Genomic DNA, 16,905 nt, shown 5'->3' on the forward strand with positions numbered 1-16,905 from the left:
GCGGGATCAGCGGCTCCGCGATCTCCCGCAGCCCGTCCGGAACAATCCAACTCCACGTACTCCGCCCCGTACACAGCTCAACGAGCCGTCACCACATAGGACACGGTCTAAGGGACCCACGGCTAGCGAGTGCAATGCATGAACTGCACGCGGACCTGAGCCGTCCGTGGACGGTCGACGAACTCCCCCGTAAGGCAGGAATGTCACGCTCGGCGTTCGCCGCCCTGTTCAAAGAGAGGACGGGGGAGACCCCGCTCGGATACCTCACGGCATGGCGCATGTACCGGGCGAAGGTACTGCTTCGCGATACACCGCTGAGCGTTCAGGAGATCGCTGTCAGAGTCGGCTACGACACCGGAACCGCCCTGAGCCGCGCCTTCTCGAAGAAGGAGGGCGTCTCGCCCGGAGCCTGGCGAAACCTGACCCACGAGACGACCCGCCGGTCATCCGCCTGACATGCCCCCCCGGAGCCTTGCGGCGGGAGTGTCTGAGATCCGGCGCCTGGTGGTGCTGGCGCAACCCCAGCCGCTCCGAGCCGAACGGATCCGCCACGGTCCGGCCTGGTCATACTGGCGCCGCTGCCACCAAGGCCGTAGCCCGCGCCTGCCACCGCAGACACCACGACCACGCCACCGCCCGGCCACCACCCCGAACTGCAGCGGCGCGATCGATCTCCGACTGAAGGGCCAGAGAGGCCCCTGCCCCGTCACGGGGTCAGGGGCCGCTCGTCGAGCTGAGCGGGGACGGCCGGGTCCGTGCCGATGGCGACAGGACCGGACCGTGCCGGCGGTCGGTACCCCCGCGGTGCTTCAGCCCAGTTGCGCTGCATCCGACACAACCGGTGCCGAGGCCGGCGGTCGTAGCCGGCGTGCGTCCCTCAGCAGTTGCGGATGGACCACACCGGCGTCCAGTCGTACGTGAAGGGCCTGTTCTCCGGCAGGGCGACGTCCAGCACCTTTCCGTCCTGGCCGTAGAAGAAGGCGGCGGCCCCGACCTGGTTGTTCACGGCCTGGCCCACGCCGTTCCAGTACGACAGGGAGTACTGGGCGCACCGGTAGAGGAAAAAGACCTTGTACTTGCCCACGGCGGGGTCCCATACGCCGGCGCACAGGTTCCCCGAGGTGCACTCGACGGGGCTGCCCGACGTCGTGTGGACGTAGTCGGCCGCCGGGGACACTGTGGGGGAGACGGCCGCCACGGCGCGCGAGGAGGCGGCAGCGGTCCGGGGCGCCGGAGGCATGATCATGATGTGGCTGCCGCCCTCGCGGGGCGTGTCCGAGGCTGCGTGGGCCGGAGCCGACGCGAAGACGGACGCCAGCACCCACAGGAAGGCAGTGACCACTCCGAGGGTGGAACGCCTGGTACGCGACATCGTCACTCCTTTTCCGGGGACATCCGGAATCAGCGCTGTTCTGTGCACAGCGGAACGTCGGGCAGCTGGTTGTCCGGATGGCTGATGTAGATGTTGGTGACGTAGCCCCCGTACTGCGGCAGATACGCCCACCAGTCGTTGGTGTACGGCGGGACGGAGACGACCTGGCCCTTCTTCTGGCAGCCCACCAGCACCTCCACGCCGGCCGGGAGCCGGGTCAGCAGGTTGTCCCCGAGCGCCGGGTCCTTGCGGACCGCGACATCCGACCCCCACGTTCCGTACCACTTCCCTGTCGGCGCCGTGCCGCCGGGAACGTTCAAGGAACGGGTCAGTCGGCCGAGGTCGGTGTAGGCCTTGCCGTAGGAGGTGCCGTCCGGGTGCAGAGTGAGGACGGCGACGATCGAGCGGTCGCCGGCCCCGACGGTGCCGGTCGTGTGCAGCGCCGGCCGGCTCAGGTCGACGCCCGCGGCCTCCCTGGCAGGGACGGAGTCCACCTGCGTACGGGCCGAGGTGCTGCTGCCCGGGCCGCAGGTGCCCTTCGCGTAATTGCCTGACCAGCCCTGCTTGACAGCCCACGGCCGGTTGAAGGCGGCGGCGATGCCGAAGTGCTGGTCGAAGGAGTCGGAGGCGCACCGGGTTGACTGGCGCAGACGCTGCATGATGAAGTCGCGCACATCGGCGGGGGCCGTTTCCAGGATGTGGCGGTAGATCTTCACCGTGTCGCGGGCGGAGATGGCCGTGTAGCCCCAGTAGCCCTCGTACCCGGCCGGAGGCGGCGCCGTGTCGGCGAGCCCGAGACGCGTGATCATGCGGTCGACGATCGCGGGCCCGCCGTAGGTCGACCAGTAGTGGTTGGCGGCGTCGTCCTGACTGCTGCTGAGCATGGCGTCCAGCCGGGCACGGTCGGCGTCCGCGATGCTGCCGGGGCTGAGGTTCCACAGGAAGTCGAGAGCTAGCAGGAGCTTGACGACGGAGGCGGAGCGGAACGTGGCCGTCGCGTTGAACTGCTCGGTGAAGGCGCCGGTCTGCCGGTCGAACACGGCTACGCCGGCTGTGACGCCGGCGGGCACCTGAGGGCTTCGCGGTGCGGCCGACTGCATGTCGTCCGCTGCTCTCGGCGCCGCCGCTGCCGCACCGGAGTGCGGGAGTGCCGCGCAGGTGAACGCGAGGGAGAGGAGAGCCGCGGCTGCGGCGAGCGTGCGTAGAGGGGCGCGGCGTGACGGCGTGGGGGAGTGGCGTGAGGTACGGAGCATGGCGTGACGGGTCCTCGGCGGTGAGTAGGAAACGCGATGGGGGGTGGGAGCGTCCGGGGCGGGCATCGCGCTGTCCGGCACGGCGACACCCCGGTGAGGAGCCTCCGCGCCGGACGCGTGCGGCCCGGGCGGAGCGCCCTGGTGGCTACTGCCGGGCGGCCTACGGGATGTTGCATTCCGTCATGCCGGGCCAGGGGTCGGTCGACGTCCACACGTCCACGGCGGGGATGAATCCCCATGCGTGGTGCACGTCCTGACCGGGAGCGACGCGGTCCCCCATGGTGTAGTACCAGACATTGTTGCCGCCGTTGTGCGAGGCGCCCCGGCCCCAGCACACGAACCAGCTCGACGAGGTGTCGATCCAGCCGATCACCGGGCAGGCGGCGAAGAAGCTGGCGCAGGCGTACAGCGGGGCTCCGGCCCGGTTGCCGCACACCCAGTCCCGCGACCAGGTGCGCCCGGTCCACGCGTCGTAGTGGCTGACGTTGCGGGCGGTGCACGATGCCTGGGGCGCGGGAGGCGCGGCATCGGCCCCGCGGGATGCGCTCGGCGTCGCACGGATCGTGCGGTCGGCCTGCGGCGTCGACGCCTGAACGGCGCCCGCGCTGAACAGTACGGCCAGGAGGGCGGCGAGTATGGCCACCGCTCTTCTCACGGACATGTGTCGGCCCCCGTCGTCGAGAAAGTGGTGGTCACAGCGGTGGTCGGAAGGCCCGTGGAACCAGTGGGTTGCACGGGGCGTCGCTTGAGATCGAGCCTTCCACTCTCACTCGGTGGATGTCATTGTTTATGTCCATGCGAGATGAACATTGATCGATAAGGAATTCATGATGGTTGCTGGCGGAACGGTCTCCGGGGCGGGAGCACCGACGGGTCCCGATCCACGGACACCGAGCGCCCACCAGCTGCGGCTGTTCGTCGCCCTGGCGGAGGAACTCCACTTCTCCCGCGCCGCCGCCCGCCTCTTCATCACGCAGTCGGCCCTGAGCCAGCAGATCAAGGATCTCGAACGGCGCCTCGGTGTGCAGTTGTTCGACCGTTCCAGCCGGACCGTCACTCTCACGCCGCAGGGGAGGGTGCTGTTGGCGGACGCGCGGGGCGTGGTGGCGGCCATGGACCGGCTGAGCCACAGCGCCTCGACGCAGGCGCGTCGGCTCTCGGGCCGACTCGTGGTGGGCACGATCGGGGCCGAGGCAGCCATGCCCTACACCCGGGCCGTCCTGAGCCTGCTGCACGAGCGGCATCCGCGGGTCCAGATCGACGTGCGCAGCCTCCACTTCGCCGACCACTTCGACGCCTTGTTCCGCCATGACATCGATGTTGTCTTCCTGCGGCCACCGGTACCCGACGGCATCGAGGTGCAGCAGCTGGCCACGGAGGACCGGTTGGCCTGTCTGCCGGCGAGCGACCCGCTCGCGGACCGGGAACGGATCACCCTCGCGCAGTTGGCGGACCGTCCGGTGATCGACGTACCGCCCCAGGTGCCGCGGGTGTGGTGGGATTTCTGGGCCGTGGACCCCAGGCCCGGCGACACCCCGGTCCGCTACGGACCGGTCGCCTCGGACGTGGAGGGGCTGCTCCATCTCGTCGCCCAGGGCGAGGGCATGTGCTTCCTGCCGGCCGCCGCCCGCGACCTCTTCCCGCGTCCTGGCGTGAGCTACGTCGAGGTCACGGACCTGCCTCCCTCCACGGCCGGCCTCGCCTGGCTGAGGAGCAACCGTACTGAGCCGCTGATCAAGGCCGTTGCCAGTGCGGCCCGGTGCGTGGCATCGGCGTGAGGCCGAACGGACTCTTCATCCGGCTCTGTCCGGTGGAGAAGCGCGTCGTAGGCTCCGGAGCATGCACAGCACCCTGACAGAGCACGCGCGGTGTCTTTACGGAGACGAGGACGCGGCGAAGCCGGAGTGCGGGGCTCGAGCACAGGGAACACTGCTTCGTCGAGCAGCTGACCTTCACCGACGCGGACTCCGACCTGGCCATGCTTCGTACGCTGTGCCCGCACGTGGTCGACGGTCACCTGCCGGTCCGGGTCCGGAATCTCGCTTATTGGCTGGTGCTCCTGTAGCGGCCGGACGAGTCAGGTTTGACGGGCCCAGTATCTACGGACAGCGCGCCCGGCGGGGCCGGTTTATTCCTACTGCCGCACGAAAAGAGCGTGCTCCGACGAGGTGCCCCGCTCCACCGCTGCCACGATGTAGCAGCCCCTCCTGGAGATGCACCGACAAGTCGTTCTGCCTTCGTGGTCGGTAACGAGGGAGCGAATTGGGGCACAGGGAAAAACGCCCGATTCTTCCGGGGAAGCGGCATACGGCTATACGGCTGCGCCCGGTGGAGCGGTGTGAAAAGTTCACCTGAAAAATTGATCGGGGGACAACCAGCCAGCAGAGAAAGACGTCCGAATCATTGTCCCCCGGTTTCGATATTTCAGAACTTCGAGCTGCACTTCAACGGGTACTCGTTACCGACAAAGGAGACGCAGACACGGTAGTAGTAGCTGGCGCCGCCCAGCATGTTCGACCAGTCCGAGCCGCCCTTGGTGTCCGGGATCCGGATGCTGAGCGAGCGGATCAGTTTCCCGGCCGAGTCGTACTTCTCGATGTAGCCGTAGGAGTTGTAGAGCGAGTTCGAGGAGTTGTTGGTCACGCGCACCCAGGCCGCGCTGCACCCTGCCGACCAGCGCAGCTCGGCCTTGCGGCTGTTGTTGTCGATGGTCCGCTCGGTGGAGACGCTTGCCGTCTCACAGCCCGTGGCCCTCGGGCCCTGGTTGTCGCAGCCCGCCCCGCTGCAGCTCGCGGCGAAGGAGGTGCCGGCCAGTGGAACCATGCCCATCGCGACGACGGAGGCAGAAATGGTTGCGACACGGGTCAATATCTTGTTCACGAGGACTCCGATTCGAATCAGGAGATGCGGGCGCTTATGTGCAGCGCTAAATGATCATAGGTGCGAGACGCCGGGCTGACAATCATCATCGATGCCGAGGGCGGATTTTTCGGCCGATATAGGAGTAGAGGTCACTCGGGTACGGAAAATTAAATCACTCTTGGGGTGTTTCCCCGATTCCTGCCCTTGCTCCGGGTGCGGCTCCCCCTGTTGCGTTTCTTGCCGGCGGTACTCGAAGCGGCGTCTCACCGCGTGGGCCGGCGGCTTGGGGCGATCCCGTACCGAGGGCCGATGAAACGGCAGTGAGCGTAACGACATGTGCAGGTGCGGCTGGTTGCCCTTCACGACGAAAACGTAATGCACCCCTTCTTGACCCGCACCTGCCACGTCACGTGGCCGTGGCAGGTGTGCAGGGCGTCGGCGGTCACCGTCACTGCGGCCAGGTCGAACGGGGCGAGCAGTGCGGTGAAGCCGGTGACTTCGGTGGTCTTGTCCGCATCCGCAGGTGGGCGGCCGTGTGTCCGCCGGAGGGACGGTCGAGAGGAGGTTGGCGAGCCGCGGGCGGTCCTGCCGTCCACCGCCACCTGCCGGGCGTCGGCCGGGCTGCGGCCGAGCAGGTCGGCCGGCCCGCCGGAGCAGGTCAGATGCATCACTCGCTGGATGGTGGAGGTAGCCGGGGCTTGGTGCAGCGCGAACGGACCGGTGGTGCGCACGCCGGGTCGGGCCAGGGCGTTCTGCGGGACCTGGGCCGCCCACTGGTCCACGGCAGCGTAGGAGGGGGCGTCGGCCGGGACCGCACAGCACGCCGTGAGCAGCATCGACACCAACGAGTGGCGCTGCCAGCGCCGGTCACGCGGATCAATGAGCGAGGCCGGCCGGTCGACGACTCGCGGCACAGGTCGCTGGGCGTGGGTGGGCGGTTTGATCAAGCAGATCGTGGCAGACTGGCGGCACATCGAGGCTCCGGCGGTTTAGGCGACTTGGGAAGGCCACCCGGAACAACCGGAGTCTCGTTGCGTGCGGCATGGTCACGCTACCGACCAGCACCTGTCCATGGTGTTGAGGCTTCGCATCAGCCTCGGGGTGCAGGGGCGGGTTGCGGAGTCAGTGCTTTGGCCGGTGTTGTCGTCTGCACTGGCTGTCAGGACGAGTGAATCCGCTCGTACAGCGCCGCTTGTCTCCTCGTGCCGTCGGTGGCCCTTTCGGAGGCGCGGCGATGCCTTCGCATGTTGTGGCCTGCGGCCACCGGCAGTATCAGGCTGCCTGCTTGCTGGCGAGTTTCTTCGCGGCTGTGATGCGCTTGGGGTCTGCAATGTTTTGCGTCCCCGCTCCCTTACCGGGAGTGAGTCTCCATTGCCTGAGGGTGTCTGCGATCAGTGCGAGTTTCGGCGAGCCTGGTGGGACGTCGATGAAGAAGGTTGACTCCTTGGAAGGCTCCATGTCGCCGCCCCATTTAACGACACCTTGAAGCTCGGCCAGGATATCCCGGATTGCCGTGACCTGGTAGGGGAAAAAGTTGCCTTTCGCCCCGAGCGGGTAACTATCCGGGTATAGCGCCAATGCGGTACCGGACAGATGGTTGGATTCGAAGTCTGCCTGCACCTGTCGCTCATCGCTGTACCCGATGATCTGTCCGCGGGCTGCTTCTAGTTGGGTGACGTCATAGTGGAAGCGTTGTGCCACATAGGCCAAGACGATTCCCACATCCCCTTCTCGCAGGATGACCTGAAGATTTGTTCCCGGTACGTCGTAGGTGGCAGTGTCTGATGAGCGCCCGATGAGGACATCCCAGCCGTTCGCCGACTTGGTCTTGTTCCACGTGGTGTCAGCGGCCTGGGCGGTAAGGGGACCAAGGAGCCCTTCACCGGTAGCAAAAAGTGCTGCTCCGGCGGCCACACCGGTAAATCTTTTGAGAAGTGTACGGCGCGAGAAGTCAGTATTCATGAGGTCGCTCCAGAAGGTTGTCTGAGTCGCTTGCGCAGGTATACGGAGATGCCGGCCGAGACGAAGCCGAAACTCGCCGACAGGCACACGAGCACGGTGATCGCCATTGAGACGTATTCCACGGTCGATCCGTCGGAGTACAGGCAGGCACTTCGAAGGGGCCAGTACTGTTGCTTAATGGCCGTCAACTCGGCGCCAACGTCGTTGTGGCTCTTGCATAGTTCGGGGAAAGGTCCCTCCATGGTGACGGAGAACCAGCCGTAGCAGTACACCGCCGCCGCCAAGGAAACCAGGACCAGAGCGACAAGCGCGTAAAGCCTGGAAAGAGGCAGAGGCGGGTGGCTCAGCAGTATGAGGACTACTACGATGCCCACTACCGCGGTGACTGCACTTGCAATCAGCAGCGCGCCCACCAAAAGCATGTGTGACTTACCTCTTCTCTTCCTTCTGCGCGGCAAGGAACTTCGCTCGGCGCGCTACCTGCTGATCGATGAGCTTCTGTAGCGTCTCGGCGAAGCCTGCATAGAACTCGCTCATCACGGAGTCTGACTCATTCCATGGCTCCTTGCCCACTGGGCAGTTCCTGTGAATGAGAAGCGCGCGGGTGGAGGACAGCAGCGTGTCGTCTATCTGCCCCTCCAGGAACGCCTTTGCCGTTGCTTCAACGTTGCTCGTGGTGCCGCTGAACTTGTAGAGCTTGAAGTCGCTGAAGCGTGTCAGGTGGCCTGTTCCGAGCAGGATCCTCTTCAGTTCGTTCACAATATTCGTGCTGCTGTTCTTCAGGCGTTCGGCGACCAGGAATCCATCGATGTCCTCGATGAGGTCGCCCAGCGAGAACGTTGATGCGACATCAGGCCTGCACAGTGTCTTGCGGCAGAAGTCCAGTGGCGACGCGTTGTCCGAGCGACTCCACTCGCCGTAGAACGTGAGCAAGTCACCGCCCCAGCTGGCCAATTCGGCGCGATTTGCCTTTCCCGCCCCGGCGTTTCCCTTGAGGAAATAACCACTGGCGCTTGCCACAAGGTGGTCCGGGTTGATGATGACACCCATCGACGGGTCGGCATATGCCAAATTTCTCGATCGGCCGATTCCTCGGCCGGATGCGTAATCGATGAACGCGTCGTCGACCTCACCGAACAGCGCCCTCCAGCGGGCATCGGTGTACTTGTCCCAACGCATAAACTGCAACGAGAGTTCATTCGGGTCGCCCTTGCCATAGGAGACTGCGGCGTCGTACACGTTTTGAACGTAGGCGATGAACTCTTCGACCTCTGAACCGCCTGGATCGTTGACCGACGACTGCCCGGAGTCGGCGCCAGGGCGATGCGATACGCGGTCCAGCCCGAAGGAGTCCGAACCGTTAACGAAGTCGAACTCTTTGATTTGGTTGAAAGCCCAGTTCTGAGGCAGCGGGAAGCCGAGGTTGCCTGAGAAGCCGTAAGACATACCGGAGACATACGCGTGCGGAACGTATGCGCCCCCGGAAACGCTGGCGCATACATTCCGGGAACCATAGACGCCGGCTATGTATTTGCTGCCGTTGCTCTTGAGTGCGTCGTTCACCCCGGAGAAGTAGTCGATGATCCGATCCATGTCCGCCGAGGTGGCGTCGTAGTCGACCGCGAAGTAGATGACCGTACTTCTGTTGAATCCGTACCCCTCGGCTCGACCGTGCGCCAGACTGCCGTGAAGGTATCCATTGCTGTACTTGAAATCAGCGAGGCTACTTGCGTCGTACTGCCAGATAGGTATGACGTTCAATCCGGCAGAGAAGATGGCGTCCAGTTCACCTGGCTGAATTTCCTTGTTCAATTTACTTCCGGCCGGCTCGTCCAAGTAGCGGCCTACGGCGCGGTATCCTGCTTGGTGAAGAGCCTGTGCCCGTTGGGCGGTGATGGTGAACCTGGTGTCGCAGGCGTTGACGTTGACGTTGCGATCAGGGTTCCCGTAGGAGACGAGCAACTGGGCCCAGGTGTCGAAGTCGGCCTTGCCGGTCTGGCTGATCGCGGAGAAGCTCTGGAATTTCTTAACCCAGTCCGTGAGGTCTGCGTCGAACTGATTGCCGAAGGTGGCAATATCGCCACTCGTATTGGAGGGGCCATTCGCCACGCACGCGCCTGTAAAGAGCTGTACCCACGTGCCGGAGTCACCTTCTGAGAGTGTGTGGGCTTTCAGGCCGGCTACGGTGCCAGGGCCGAAGACGCCAGTGGCCTGGTCCTCAGGGATGCCTGACTCGTACTGGATGCCCTTCATCAACGCCTGCTGGGCGTCCCGAGAGAAGTAACCGTCGCATGGGCCGATATAAAAGGTTGACTTCTCAAAATAGCGACCGTTGAGCCACTGCTGCATGAAGCGAATCTGTTCCAGTCCGCCAGACAGGAACACGTAGCTGTCCATGGTCAGCAAGGCCTTGAATACCTTCGGGCGCACAGTACCGTTGAGGTAGGCCGCGGAAAGGCCCATGTGCTGCATCATCGTATTGAGGCCGGTCTGGGTCGCCTGGGACATCTCCCCGTCGATAGCGCCCGCGCTATAGCCCTTGCAGTACATGCCGCACTGAATAATTTTGACGATGTTCTCGTTGGGCTCGCCAACCTTGATGGCTCCCTTGGCCTGCAGCGTCGACAATGTCGTCGGGCCGAACGCGTTCGACAGTGCTGTAATGCCGAGTTCGTGCTGCAGGGCGCGGGTCAGGGAGTACATGGTGTTCCAGCCGGTCTTGCCGTCCTCCGTGACAAGGTTGTAGCCGGAAACATTCTTATAAGTGGAGTTGACCCACTTCTGGGCCTGAAGTACCATTTCGTCAGCCATTATGGCGACCGACCTTTCGTTCGTAAAAATGTTAAGTGATCTTCTCGGGTGAGCGTTCCGAAGGGGACCGGGGCTCACATCACGCGCATGCAGCCGTTGATCCGCCGGCCCTTCAGTACTTTTCCGACTTGGCGACGCAATTTCTCGGGTTCTGGGATGGAAGGCCAATGTGGACACGACCGAAAGTGCTGGTCTGGCCGTTGGCGCCGTGAGCGGGCACCTGCGTGTGGCGGCAGGTGTTGAAAGCTACCCGATGCACCGCCATTTCCATAGTGGTGACGTGAGGTGAACTCTGCGGCGAACAAGTCGAGGACAGCTAACGCGCGGAGCGGGGACGCTGCGCTATCCGCTCCTGCAGATACTGAAGAGTCGAGGGTATTGTTGGCTTTGCGGCTTTTATGTCGCGCTGCGACGCGACGTCCTCCTCGGGCCTACCATTCATTTTGTGGGCTCTCGGAAGGGCTGCGGACGGGCATGCACAGAAGCGCGCAAGCTGCGTAGAACCCGTCATGATACGTTCCGGGCGAGCAAGGCAGTCGGTGCGTCATCCGCATTCGTCATACATGGCGGCTGCAGTGCACCGCCCGTCAGGAAGATGGCCGCCTGAAGAGGTGTCAGGCGGCCATTCCACGTAACCTGGGATCCGCAGAGGACGAATCGAACCGAAACTGAACCCCTTTTCATGGGGCGCTCGGCGTGAAATTTTTGTTGGGTGCCCTGTCGTCAGGGAGGTTTCACCCGATCCAGTTGCAGTACCGTCGCTGGACTGCCGGGCGTCAGGTTATCCGCAGGGGAAAACGCGATCCGACTTGTAATCAATGTACAAGCTTGAAGAGCTTTTGCCCATCTTTGCGGTCACGGGGGCGCAAGCGAAGCTATTGACGTAGACGGGGCCGGCGTAGGAGCTGAAGTTTCCTGTGTCGGTGTCGCAGCTGGTTCCGCCAACCTTGCAGACCTTCAGGTACATGTACTGCGCGGAACCGTAATTGTTGTCGAGAATGACGCATCCATTGCCGCCGTTCTCGTATGCGAACAAAGTGCCCAGTCGCAGGCTCGGGTCCGTACCCAGGGGTAGCGGGATTCCCTTACTGAGCGTGTAGTCGGCTCCGCAGACGTTTGCTGCGGCGGCGGTGGCCTCAGGGGCGGTGCGGGCGATGGCCTTGGTGACAGCGTCGGCGTCGCTCGCGACTTGCACGACAGGGCCGTCGACGGCCACCGCCTGAGGCGCCATCGCGTTGACTCCAGCCAGAACGAGAGCAGCGGCAGTTGCACGAAGGGCAGCTTTGAGCTTGGACATGACAAGCACCATCTTTCCTGCTGGGAACCTTCACGGACAGTTCGAACGTGCGAGCAGCGGAACCGCATGGCAACCCGACTGAACAGGCCGGGCGCAGCGCGACCTTGGTAGGCCGTGCAGCAAGGCCATCCGGTATGGGGGATGGGTGTACTGCCTAGATGGTGAGAACGCCTGAAGCGGTGATCACTCTAGATGTGGTCTGGTCCACTCCCCCTGAGTCGTCGGAGGATGCTCCAGGGGACTGGCTCAAAACTCGACCGCAAGCGGAACGGTGTGCATGCGGTCTGTGCCGTTGCTGCTCCTGAGCGTTACTTATGCGCACAGAAGGAAGTGGAATCATGAATCATGCATTCCGGATCGAGCAAGGATGGCTGAATCTGATCATGCGGGGCGGGCTCTGACTGTGCGGGAGACGGGCAACGAGAATCAGGGTCCCTTGCGCGATCGGGTTCATCCGGTGAGAGCGGGGGAGGTCGGAAAGTGGCGGTAGCCGCGAGCGGCCCGACTGGCGTCGGCGATGCTGGTGTGGCCGTCCTGGCGATAGACGCTGACGGCTAAGGTGCGCAGGTTGTCTTCGATTCGTCAGCGGTGATCGCTGTTCGATCATGCGGTGAATTCGCCCTGTTTGTTCCGCTGGTGGGCCGGTGGGGCCGTCGCGTGTCGCTGCGGCTGCGCCGGGTTCCACGGGCCCGGAAACTGCTGGGTTCTGCTCCTTCTGATGCTCGTCGGGATACGTTCGCGCTGGTCAAGTGGTCTGAGGTAATCCGGTGAGCCGGTACCAGGCGAGGGCGAAGGCGGCCCCCCAGGGCCAGGACGCGTCGAGGCGGAGGCGCCGGGCGCGAGCATGGTGTGCGAGGCGGCCTGTCTGGTGGTAGATCCGCATCCGCATGGTGGGGGGCTCGGCGTCGGCCAGGCTGTCCTGGTCGTGGAGGGCGAGGAGGCGGAGCCAGGCGTCGAGGTCGGCGGCGACGTTCGCGGCGAGCATCCGGCTACGGTTGCTCGTCCAGGACGTGGCGGGTGGGTTGTGCAGGGCCATGGCCTTGTTGGTGCGGACGCGGTCCTCGACGACGGCGTGGTGACGGTGCAGGGCGTCGATCCACTGGACCTGGTGACTGCCGGCCACGCCCCACGGTTTGGTGATGTCGGTGGCGACGATCGCGTACTTCCAGCCGGTCCTCTTCTCGAGGTCGGTGAGGTTGTCGGTGTGCCGGCCGGATGGGCGGACGCGGCGGACGATCAGCCGCATGCCCTCCAGTCACCCTTCCCGTCGGCTCGGACCGGTGAGCTCCGCGACCGCGCTGTGATCGTCCTCGTGGAGGGTGCCGTCCTGCTTCAGGCTGGATTCCCAGGCGTGTTCGGGGAGTTGGGCGATGGCGGTCTCGTCGGCCGCGGTGATCTTCCAGCCGGTGGTGGAACGGACCCGGCGCCGGGCGGTGTTCAACTCCGCCATACGTGCAGGTCATGGGCGGCGCCTGCCCCGTCCACCCGGATGAGGGTCTTCGCCGCGGAGGAGCCGGGGATCTGGTCGAGGGCCTGGTCGAGGACGGCGAGGTGGTCCGCGGCGGTGTTCGAACCGGCACTGCCCGTGCGCGGCAGCATGGCCAGGCACTCCTTACGTGTTCGCGCACCACGCCGCCAGCGGGTGGAAGCCGTAGCTCTTCTTGCAGGGGGCCGTGGCGCCCTCCTTCTGGGAGGCCGCCGTGGTGATCGTGGCGTCGATGTCGACGACCACCCACCGCCGCAGGTGTTTCCCGGCGACGGTCAGCCAGGGAAACCCACCCGGCCACAGGGCTGGCCAGGTTCACGCGACACGGCGGGCCCTTGCCCGGGCCCGGGCCACCGTGGCGAACGTGGCCTCGTCGAGGCCGGCCAGCGGCCTGCGGAGCCATGACACGTACCGCCGCCTGATCCGGGGCCTCGGCGGGAGACGCTGATCGCTTGCCGCGGCACCGAGCACGGCTCCGGCTTGGGCACCCAGCGCTGAGTCGTCGAGCGCGCCTTCGCCTACCTGCGTTGGTTTCGGCGGCTGCGGATCCGCTGGGAGATACGTGACGACATCACGGAGCCTTCCTCGCCCTCGTATGCGCACTCATCCGCCCGCGCCGCCTGACGTCAGCGCGGGTCGGACGCGGTACGGCCGGAGGGCTGAGGTCTGCTTCCCGTTGAGTGTCACTTTCGTGCTTCGATGGGAGTTCGGCCGAGCCGCCACAGGGCGCGGAGGGCGGCGGCTCCCAGGGCGGCACGGGCGATTTTGTACAGGAGTGGCAGGTTGCCGCGATTGATGCGTAGGGGCAGGTCACTGACCTTGAGCTGAATGGAGAGTTCGCGATTGGTGATGTCGCGGAGGAGGTTGCGTATCTGTTGGGGCGCGTCGTCCGAGGCGACGATGGCCTGCATCACAGTGTGCGCCGCCTGTCCCTCGGAAAGGCTCTCGCCGGCGGTCCGGAAGAGGATGTGGCGCAGTTCCGTTTCGAAGACGTTGATGAGGGACAGTTCCGGGCACAGGTTGCGGATGGATCCTTCGATGTTGGCGAAGGACTTGCCGAGGATGGAGATCATGGGGTTGGTCTTGATGCCGCGGCGGGTGGAGTAGGCCAGCAGCGAGGTGAGGGTGACGCCGAGGTTCAGTTCCTCCAGCGAGGCGTTGGCGATCTTCGGCACGAGCGAGGCCAGGTCGATGGTGAAGTTGCTGACGTTCGCCCACGGGGTGGCGTGTCCGAGTTCCATCCAGGCTTTGGCGGTGGCATGTGCGTCGTTGCGGGCGAGACTGAGCAGCACCAGGATCATACGGTGACTCATGGAACGGTCGATGTGGCCGACCATGCCCCAGTCGATGAGGTGGGCCGGCTCGCCGGGGTGTACGAGTATGTTGCCCGGGTGGGGGTCGGCGTGGAAGGTGCGGTGCAGGAAGTAGGAGCGGTACATGTAGGCCAGCAGATCGCGTCCGATGCCGGTGCGTTCTTCGAGGGTGAAGTCCGCGGGGTCGGCGTCGCGGATGGAGCGGCCGGGAGCCAGGGTCTGCGCCAGCACACGGGGGGTGGCGATCAGCGGGGTGGGGACGGTGAGGTACTTGAACTCCGCCGTGGTCTTGGTGGCCGCGCGCATGTTGCGCGCTTCGAGCGTGAAGTCGATTTCGGATCGCATCGCGTCGAAGACGACGTCGAGCATAGCGGTGGTGTCGACGACGGCACTGAACCGGGGTGCCTGTCGACCGATCACACGCGTCATTCTGCGCAGCAGGGCCATGTCGGCTGCCATCTTCGCTTGAATGCCGGGTCGTTGCACCTTGAGTGCCACTGGGGTGCCGTCGGTGAGAGTGGCCCGGTAGACCTGTGCCAGTGATGCGGCTCCCAGGGGGTGACTGGTGTCTATGTCCAAGAAGCGTGTTCTCCACAGCGGTCCGAGTTCGGCAGCGAGCACAGGTTCGAACTCGGCAAAAGGTGTTGCTGTCACGCGGTCGTGCAACCTTCCCAGTTCCTCGATGATCGGCTGGGAGACCAGGTCGGGCCGGGTGGACAGCATCTGGCCGACCTTGATGTAAAGGGGGCCCAGTTCTTCCAGTGCCTCGCGTATCGCCCGGGCTCGATCGCTCTGGTCGCGCGGTGGGGTTTCGCCGGGTAGGTGTCGCTGCAGGAAGTGCACGCTTTCCCTGCCGAGCAGGGCTCCGAGGGTGGTGGTGAGCATGCGGGCGCGACCGGTGCCCATGGGCGACTCCGGGAGGTGTCGGGGACGTGGTGTGCCGCGGGCCCGGCGCCAGCTGCGCGCCGGGTCCGCGGGTTGTCTGCTCTGTGCGGCGGAGGCGGTGGATGCCGACCTGGCACTCGATCAGGTATCGGGTTGCCAGAGCCGGCGTGTCCCTTCCTGCCGGGGGACAGCGGCCTTGATGGACTGGACGAGCGCTTCGAGGGCGATCCGGCCCACGGAGCCGCCCAGGGCGTGGGCGAGGGCGTCGCCCAGAACCTGATAGGTGCAGTCCTGCCCGGTGTCGTGGTCGTAAGCACGGAACTGGCGTTCTGCGCGTAGGTCCCGTACCAGTTGGTCGAGAGTGACCCGGTCCTGCTCATGGGTGTCGTACAGATCGCCTTGCCTGCCACGGGTGAGAACTCGCTCGGATGGTTCGGGAAGGCGGCTGAGCGTTCCGTCACCGTGAGGGACGGCGCTGTTCGCATGGTCCATGGTCAGTCCCTGGAGGTGTGATGTTCCTTTTGTGAGGTGCTGTCCTCCTGGTGCCGGAGGGCAGCGGCGATCCGGTCCAGCTTCGCGTGCAGTTCGGCCACCTCGCTGCGCAGTTGCCTCGTCTCCTCGCTGATCGGCTGCTGTCGTCCCGCTTCGAGACCTTCGGCGCTTGTGTCCTCTGCCTGATGGTGCCGGAGTGCGGCGATCAGAAGGTCGAGTTTGGTGTGAAGGGCGGCGATGTCGTCGTCGGAGTGGGTGGTTCGGGAGCGGTGGGCGTCCTTGTCCTCGGTGTAGCGAAGGTTCCTGCCGAGTGTGTCGCGGGTGTTGCGCTCCACGTCGCGTCCGCGGTCCAGGATGTCGTCGACGAGATTTTTGGTGTCGTCGACCATGTCACCGATGTATCTGGTGATGCCGGTGCCGGACCGTGCCATGGTGATCACTCTCCTGTCGAGTGGGCGGGAAGGGGTGTCGTATCTGTCGGTTGTTTCTTCGGTGTGCACGGGAGGGGCGGACCGTTGCCGCGGGGTCTCGTGGCATTTGCGGATGAGGGAACGAGGCGGCAGTCATACGCCTGTGTCGGTCCGTGCCGGCCGGGGCCGCCCGTCGGGTGGTGGGGTCGCCGTTCGGCGGATGCGAGGGGAGCGGAGGGCTTCCGGCTCTGCGCGCGCCGGCTGCCGGCTGTGTAGTCGCTTCGCGTTTCGAGTCGTGGAAAGCGATGGCCGATTTCTGGAGTGGACGGAACACCTTCTGTGCTTCTCGTGACCCCCTTTCGGCGGTTCAGCCGGCCTGACGGCGATGCCCAAAGGGCCTTGACGGTCCGCCGGAAGGACATGCGACTCCCAATACATTCACCGGACATTGGCTATTGCAACCGGCGCGTAGGGGTCTTTCGGTGCGAGGTTGCGCACGTTCGTTTTTTACGTGACCTCCTTTGCGCCCGCGCACACCGGAAAATATTATAAGTGAGGTCTGAGTGACTGTAGAGATCAGTGATATTCAGGTGAAGAGTGCCTGCGGCGCTCATCTGGACCGTCTGCCTGGCCGGACAGGTATTTCAACGGTTATTTGCGCTTGCGTCGGAATGTGAACCGTTGTGATCGGGGCGTGCGCGGGCTCGTTCCACAGTCCCGCGCCAGTCGAATGCGCCGCATGTGCATATGTGCGCCCCTTTG

The 16,905-nt window shown here is 64.9% G+C and carries 17 protein-coding genes and 1 pseudogene; 3 read left to right on the forward strand and 15 right to left on the reverse strand.

Features of this window, described 5'->3' with window-relative positions; translation table 11 throughout:
• Positions 1-134: 134 nt before the first annotated feature.
• Complete coding sequence (locus IE271_RS35525) at positions 135-455, forward strand: helix-turn-helix transcriptional regulator (RefSeq protein ID WP_190194600.1); 321 nt, start codon at positions 135-137, stop codon at positions 453-455.
• A 422-nt stretch (positions 456-877) separates the two neighbouring features.
• On the opposite strand, the gene IE271_RS35530 is transcribed toward IE271_RS35525, so the two are convergent.
• From IE271_RS35530 to IE271_RS35540, 3 genes are all read right to left on the reverse strand, one after another.
• Positions 878-1,372 carry a hypothetical protein gene (locus IE271_RS35530; protein ID WP_190194601.1) on the reverse strand — a complete coding sequence of 165 codons (495 nt, stop codon included), beginning with the start codon at positions 1,370-1,372 and terminating at the stop codon, positions 878-880.
• A 29-nt stretch (positions 1,373-1,401) separates the two neighbouring features.
• Positions 1,402-2,625, reverse strand: a complete 1,224-nt coding sequence (locus tag IE271_RS35535; RefSeq protein WP_190194602.1) for a serine hydrolase — start codon at positions 2,623-2,625, stop codon at positions 1,402-1,404.
• Between the two features lie 160 nt (positions 2,626-2,785).
• Positions 2,786-3,286 carry a hypothetical protein gene (locus IE271_RS35540; protein ID WP_229919789.1) on the reverse strand — a complete coding sequence of 167 codons (501 nt, stop codon included), beginning with the start codon at positions 3,284-3,286 and terminating at the stop codon, positions 2,786-2,788.
• Positions 3,287-3,455: 169 nt separating this feature from the next.
• On the opposite strand from IE271_RS35540, the gene IE271_RS35545 reads away from it, so the two are divergent.
• On the forward strand, positions 3,456-4,403 hold the full coding sequence (locus tag IE271_RS35545; protein ID WP_190194618.1) for a LysR family transcriptional regulator: 948 nt from the start codon (positions 3,456-3,458) through the stop codon (positions 4,401-4,403).
• A gap of 646 nt (positions 4,404-5,049) precedes the next feature.
• On the opposite strand, the gene IE271_RS35550 is transcribed toward IE271_RS35545, so the two are convergent.
• From IE271_RS35550 to IE271_RS42685, 9 genes are all read right to left on the reverse strand, one after another.
• On the reverse strand, positions 5,050-5,505 hold the full coding sequence (locus tag IE271_RS35550) for a DUF2690 domain-containing protein (protein ID WP_190194604.1): 456 nt from the start codon (positions 5,503-5,505) through the stop codon (positions 5,050-5,052).
• Positions 5,506-5,846: 341 nt separating this feature from the next.
• Positions 5,847-6,434 carry a transposase family protein gene (locus IE271_RS35555; RefSeq protein WP_190194605.1) on the reverse strand — a complete coding sequence of 196 codons (588 nt, stop codon included), beginning with the start codon at positions 6,432-6,434 and terminating at the stop codon, positions 5,847-5,849.
• 325 nt (positions 6,435-6,759) lie between these two features.
• Entirely contained in the window at positions 6,760-7,449 is a 690-nt protein-coding gene (locus IE271_RS35560; protein WP_190194606.1) for a hypothetical protein, read from the reverse strand.
• Positions 7,446-7,871, reverse strand: a complete 426-nt coding sequence (locus IE271_RS35565) for a hypothetical protein (RefSeq protein WP_190194607.1) — start codon at positions 7,869-7,871, stop codon at positions 7,446-7,448. The genes IE271_RS35560 and IE271_RS35565 overlap by 4 nt, the downstream gene beginning before the upstream one ends.
• A 7-nt stretch (positions 7,872-7,878) precedes the next feature.
• The gene (locus tag IE271_RS35570) at positions 7,879-10,260 is read right to left on the reverse strand and encodes a glycoside hydrolase domain-containing protein (RefSeq protein ID WP_229919790.1); all 2,382 of its coding nucleotides are present in this window, start codon (positions 10,258-10,260) and stop codon (positions 7,879-7,881) included.
• Positions 10,261-11,041: 781 nt separating this feature from the next.
• Positions 11,042-11,557, reverse strand: coding sequence for a hypothetical protein (locus tag IE271_RS35575; protein WP_190194608.1), 516 nt, complete (start codon positions 11,555-11,557; stop codon positions 11,042-11,044).
• Positions 11,558-12,302: 745 nt separating this feature from the next.
• The gene (locus IE271_RS42675; RefSeq protein ID WP_229919791.1) at positions 12,303-12,803 is read right to left on the reverse strand and encodes a transposase; all 501 of its coding nucleotides are present in this window, start codon (positions 12,801-12,803) and stop codon (positions 12,303-12,305) included.
• A 9-nt stretch (positions 12,804-12,812) separates the two neighbouring features.
• Entirely contained in the window at positions 12,813-13,007 is a 195-nt protein-coding gene (locus IE271_RS42680; RefSeq protein WP_229919792.1) for a hypothetical protein, read from the reverse strand.
• Entirely contained in the window at positions 12,995-13,156 is a 162-nt protein-coding gene (locus IE271_RS42685; protein ID WP_229919793.1) for a hypothetical protein, read from the reverse strand. The genes IE271_RS42680 and IE271_RS42685 overlap by 13 nt, the downstream gene beginning before the upstream one ends.
• Positions 13,157-13,490: 334 nt before the next feature.
• Between IE271_RS42685 and IE271_RS42690 the strand changes: the two are divergent.
• Positions 13,491-13,723 (forward strand): annotated as a pseudogene (locus IE271_RS42690) (hypothetical protein); the annotation flags it as partial.
• 3 nt (positions 13,724-13,726) lie between these two features.
• Here IE271_RS42690 and IE271_RS35585 read toward each other — a convergent pair.
• From IE271_RS35585 to IE271_RS35595, 3 genes are all read right to left on the reverse strand, one after another.
• Positions 13,727-15,262 carry an ABC1 kinase family protein gene (locus IE271_RS35585; RefSeq protein ID WP_190194609.1) on the reverse strand — a complete coding sequence of 512 codons (1,536 nt, stop codon included), beginning with the start codon at positions 15,260-15,262 and terminating at the stop codon, positions 13,727-13,729.
• A 120-nt stretch (positions 15,263-15,382) separates the two neighbouring features.
• Positions 15,383-15,733, reverse strand: a complete 351-nt coding sequence (locus tag IE271_RS35590; protein WP_190194610.1) for a polyhydroxyalkanoate synthesis regulator DNA-binding domain-containing protein — start codon at positions 15,731-15,733, stop codon at positions 15,383-15,385.
• 2 nt (positions 15,734-15,735) lie between these two features.
• Positions 15,736-16,122: a hypothetical protein gene (locus tag IE271_RS35595; RefSeq protein ID WP_229919794.1), complete on the reverse strand. Its 387-nt coding sequence runs from the start codon at positions 16,120-16,122 to the stop codon at positions 15,736-15,738.
• Positions 16,123-16,905: the final 783 nt, after the last annotated feature.

It is taken from the genome of Streptomyces minutiscleroticus (assembly GCF_014650875.1).
In the GTDB taxonomy this organism is placed as follows: Bacteria; Actinomycetota; Actinomycetes; order Streptomycetales; family Streptomycetaceae; genus Streptomyces; species Streptomyces minutiscleroticus.

Bases quoted from the DNA above. Each gene is read 5' to 3' on its own strand.
- IE271_RS35530 (WP_190194601.1), bottom strand. From the start codon at position 1,372: ATGTCGCGTACCAGGCGTTCCACCCTCGGAGTGGTCACTGCCTTCCTG.
- IE271_RS35590 (WP_190194610.1), bottom strand. From the start codon at position 15,733: ATGGACCATGCGAACAGCGCCGTCCCTCACGGTGACGGAACGCTCAGC.
- IE271_RS35565 (WP_190194607.1), bottom strand. From the start codon at position 7,871: ATGCTTTTGGTGGGCGCGCTGCTGATTGCAAGTGCAGTCACCGCGGTA.
- IE271_RS35545 (WP_190194618.1), top strand. From the start codon at position 3,456: ATGGTTGCTGGCGGAACGGTCTCCGGGGCGGGAGCACCGACGGGTCCC.
- IE271_RS42680 (WP_229919792.1), bottom strand. From the start codon at position 13,007: ATGGCGGAGTTGAACACCGCCCGGCGCCGGGTCCGTTCCACCACCGGC.
- IE271_RS35560 (WP_190194606.1), bottom strand. From the start codon at position 7,449: ATGAATACTGACTTCTCGCGCCGTACACTTCTCAAAAGATTTACCGGT.
- IE271_RS35595 (WP_229919794.1), bottom strand. From the start codon at position 16,122: ATGGTCGACGACACCAAAAATCTCGTCGACGACATCCTGGACCGCGGA.
- IE271_RS35575 (WP_190194608.1), bottom strand. From the start codon at position 11,557: ATGTCCAAGCTCAAAGCTGCCCTTCGTGCAACTGCCGCTGCTCTCGTT.
- IE271_RS35585 (WP_190194609.1), bottom strand. From the start codon at position 15,262: ATGGGCACCGGTCGCGCCCGCATGCTCACCACCACCCTCGGAGCCCTG.
- IE271_RS35540 (WP_229919789.1), bottom strand. From the start codon at position 3,286: ATGTCCGTGAGAAGAGCGGTGGCCATACTCGCCGCCCTCCTGGCCGTA.
- IE271_RS42685 (WP_229919793.1), bottom strand. From the start codon at position 13,156: ATGCTGCCGCGCACGGGCAGTGCCGGTTCGAACACCGCCGCGGACCAC.
- IE271_RS42675 (WP_229919791.1), bottom strand. From the start codon at position 12,803: ATGCGGCTGATCGTCCGCCGCGTCCGCCCATCCGGCCGGCACACCGAC.
- IE271_RS35570 (WP_229919790.1), bottom strand. From the start codon at position 10,260: ATGGCTGACGAAATGGTACTTCAGGCCCAGAAGTGGGTCAACTCCACT.
- IE271_RS35535 (WP_190194602.1), bottom strand. From the start codon at position 2,625: ATGCTCCGTACCTCACGCCACTCCCCCACGCCGTCACGCCGCGCCCCT.
- IE271_RS35525 (WP_190194600.1), top strand. From the start codon at position 135: ATGCATGAACTGCACGCGGACCTGAGCCGTCCGTGGACGGTCGACGAA.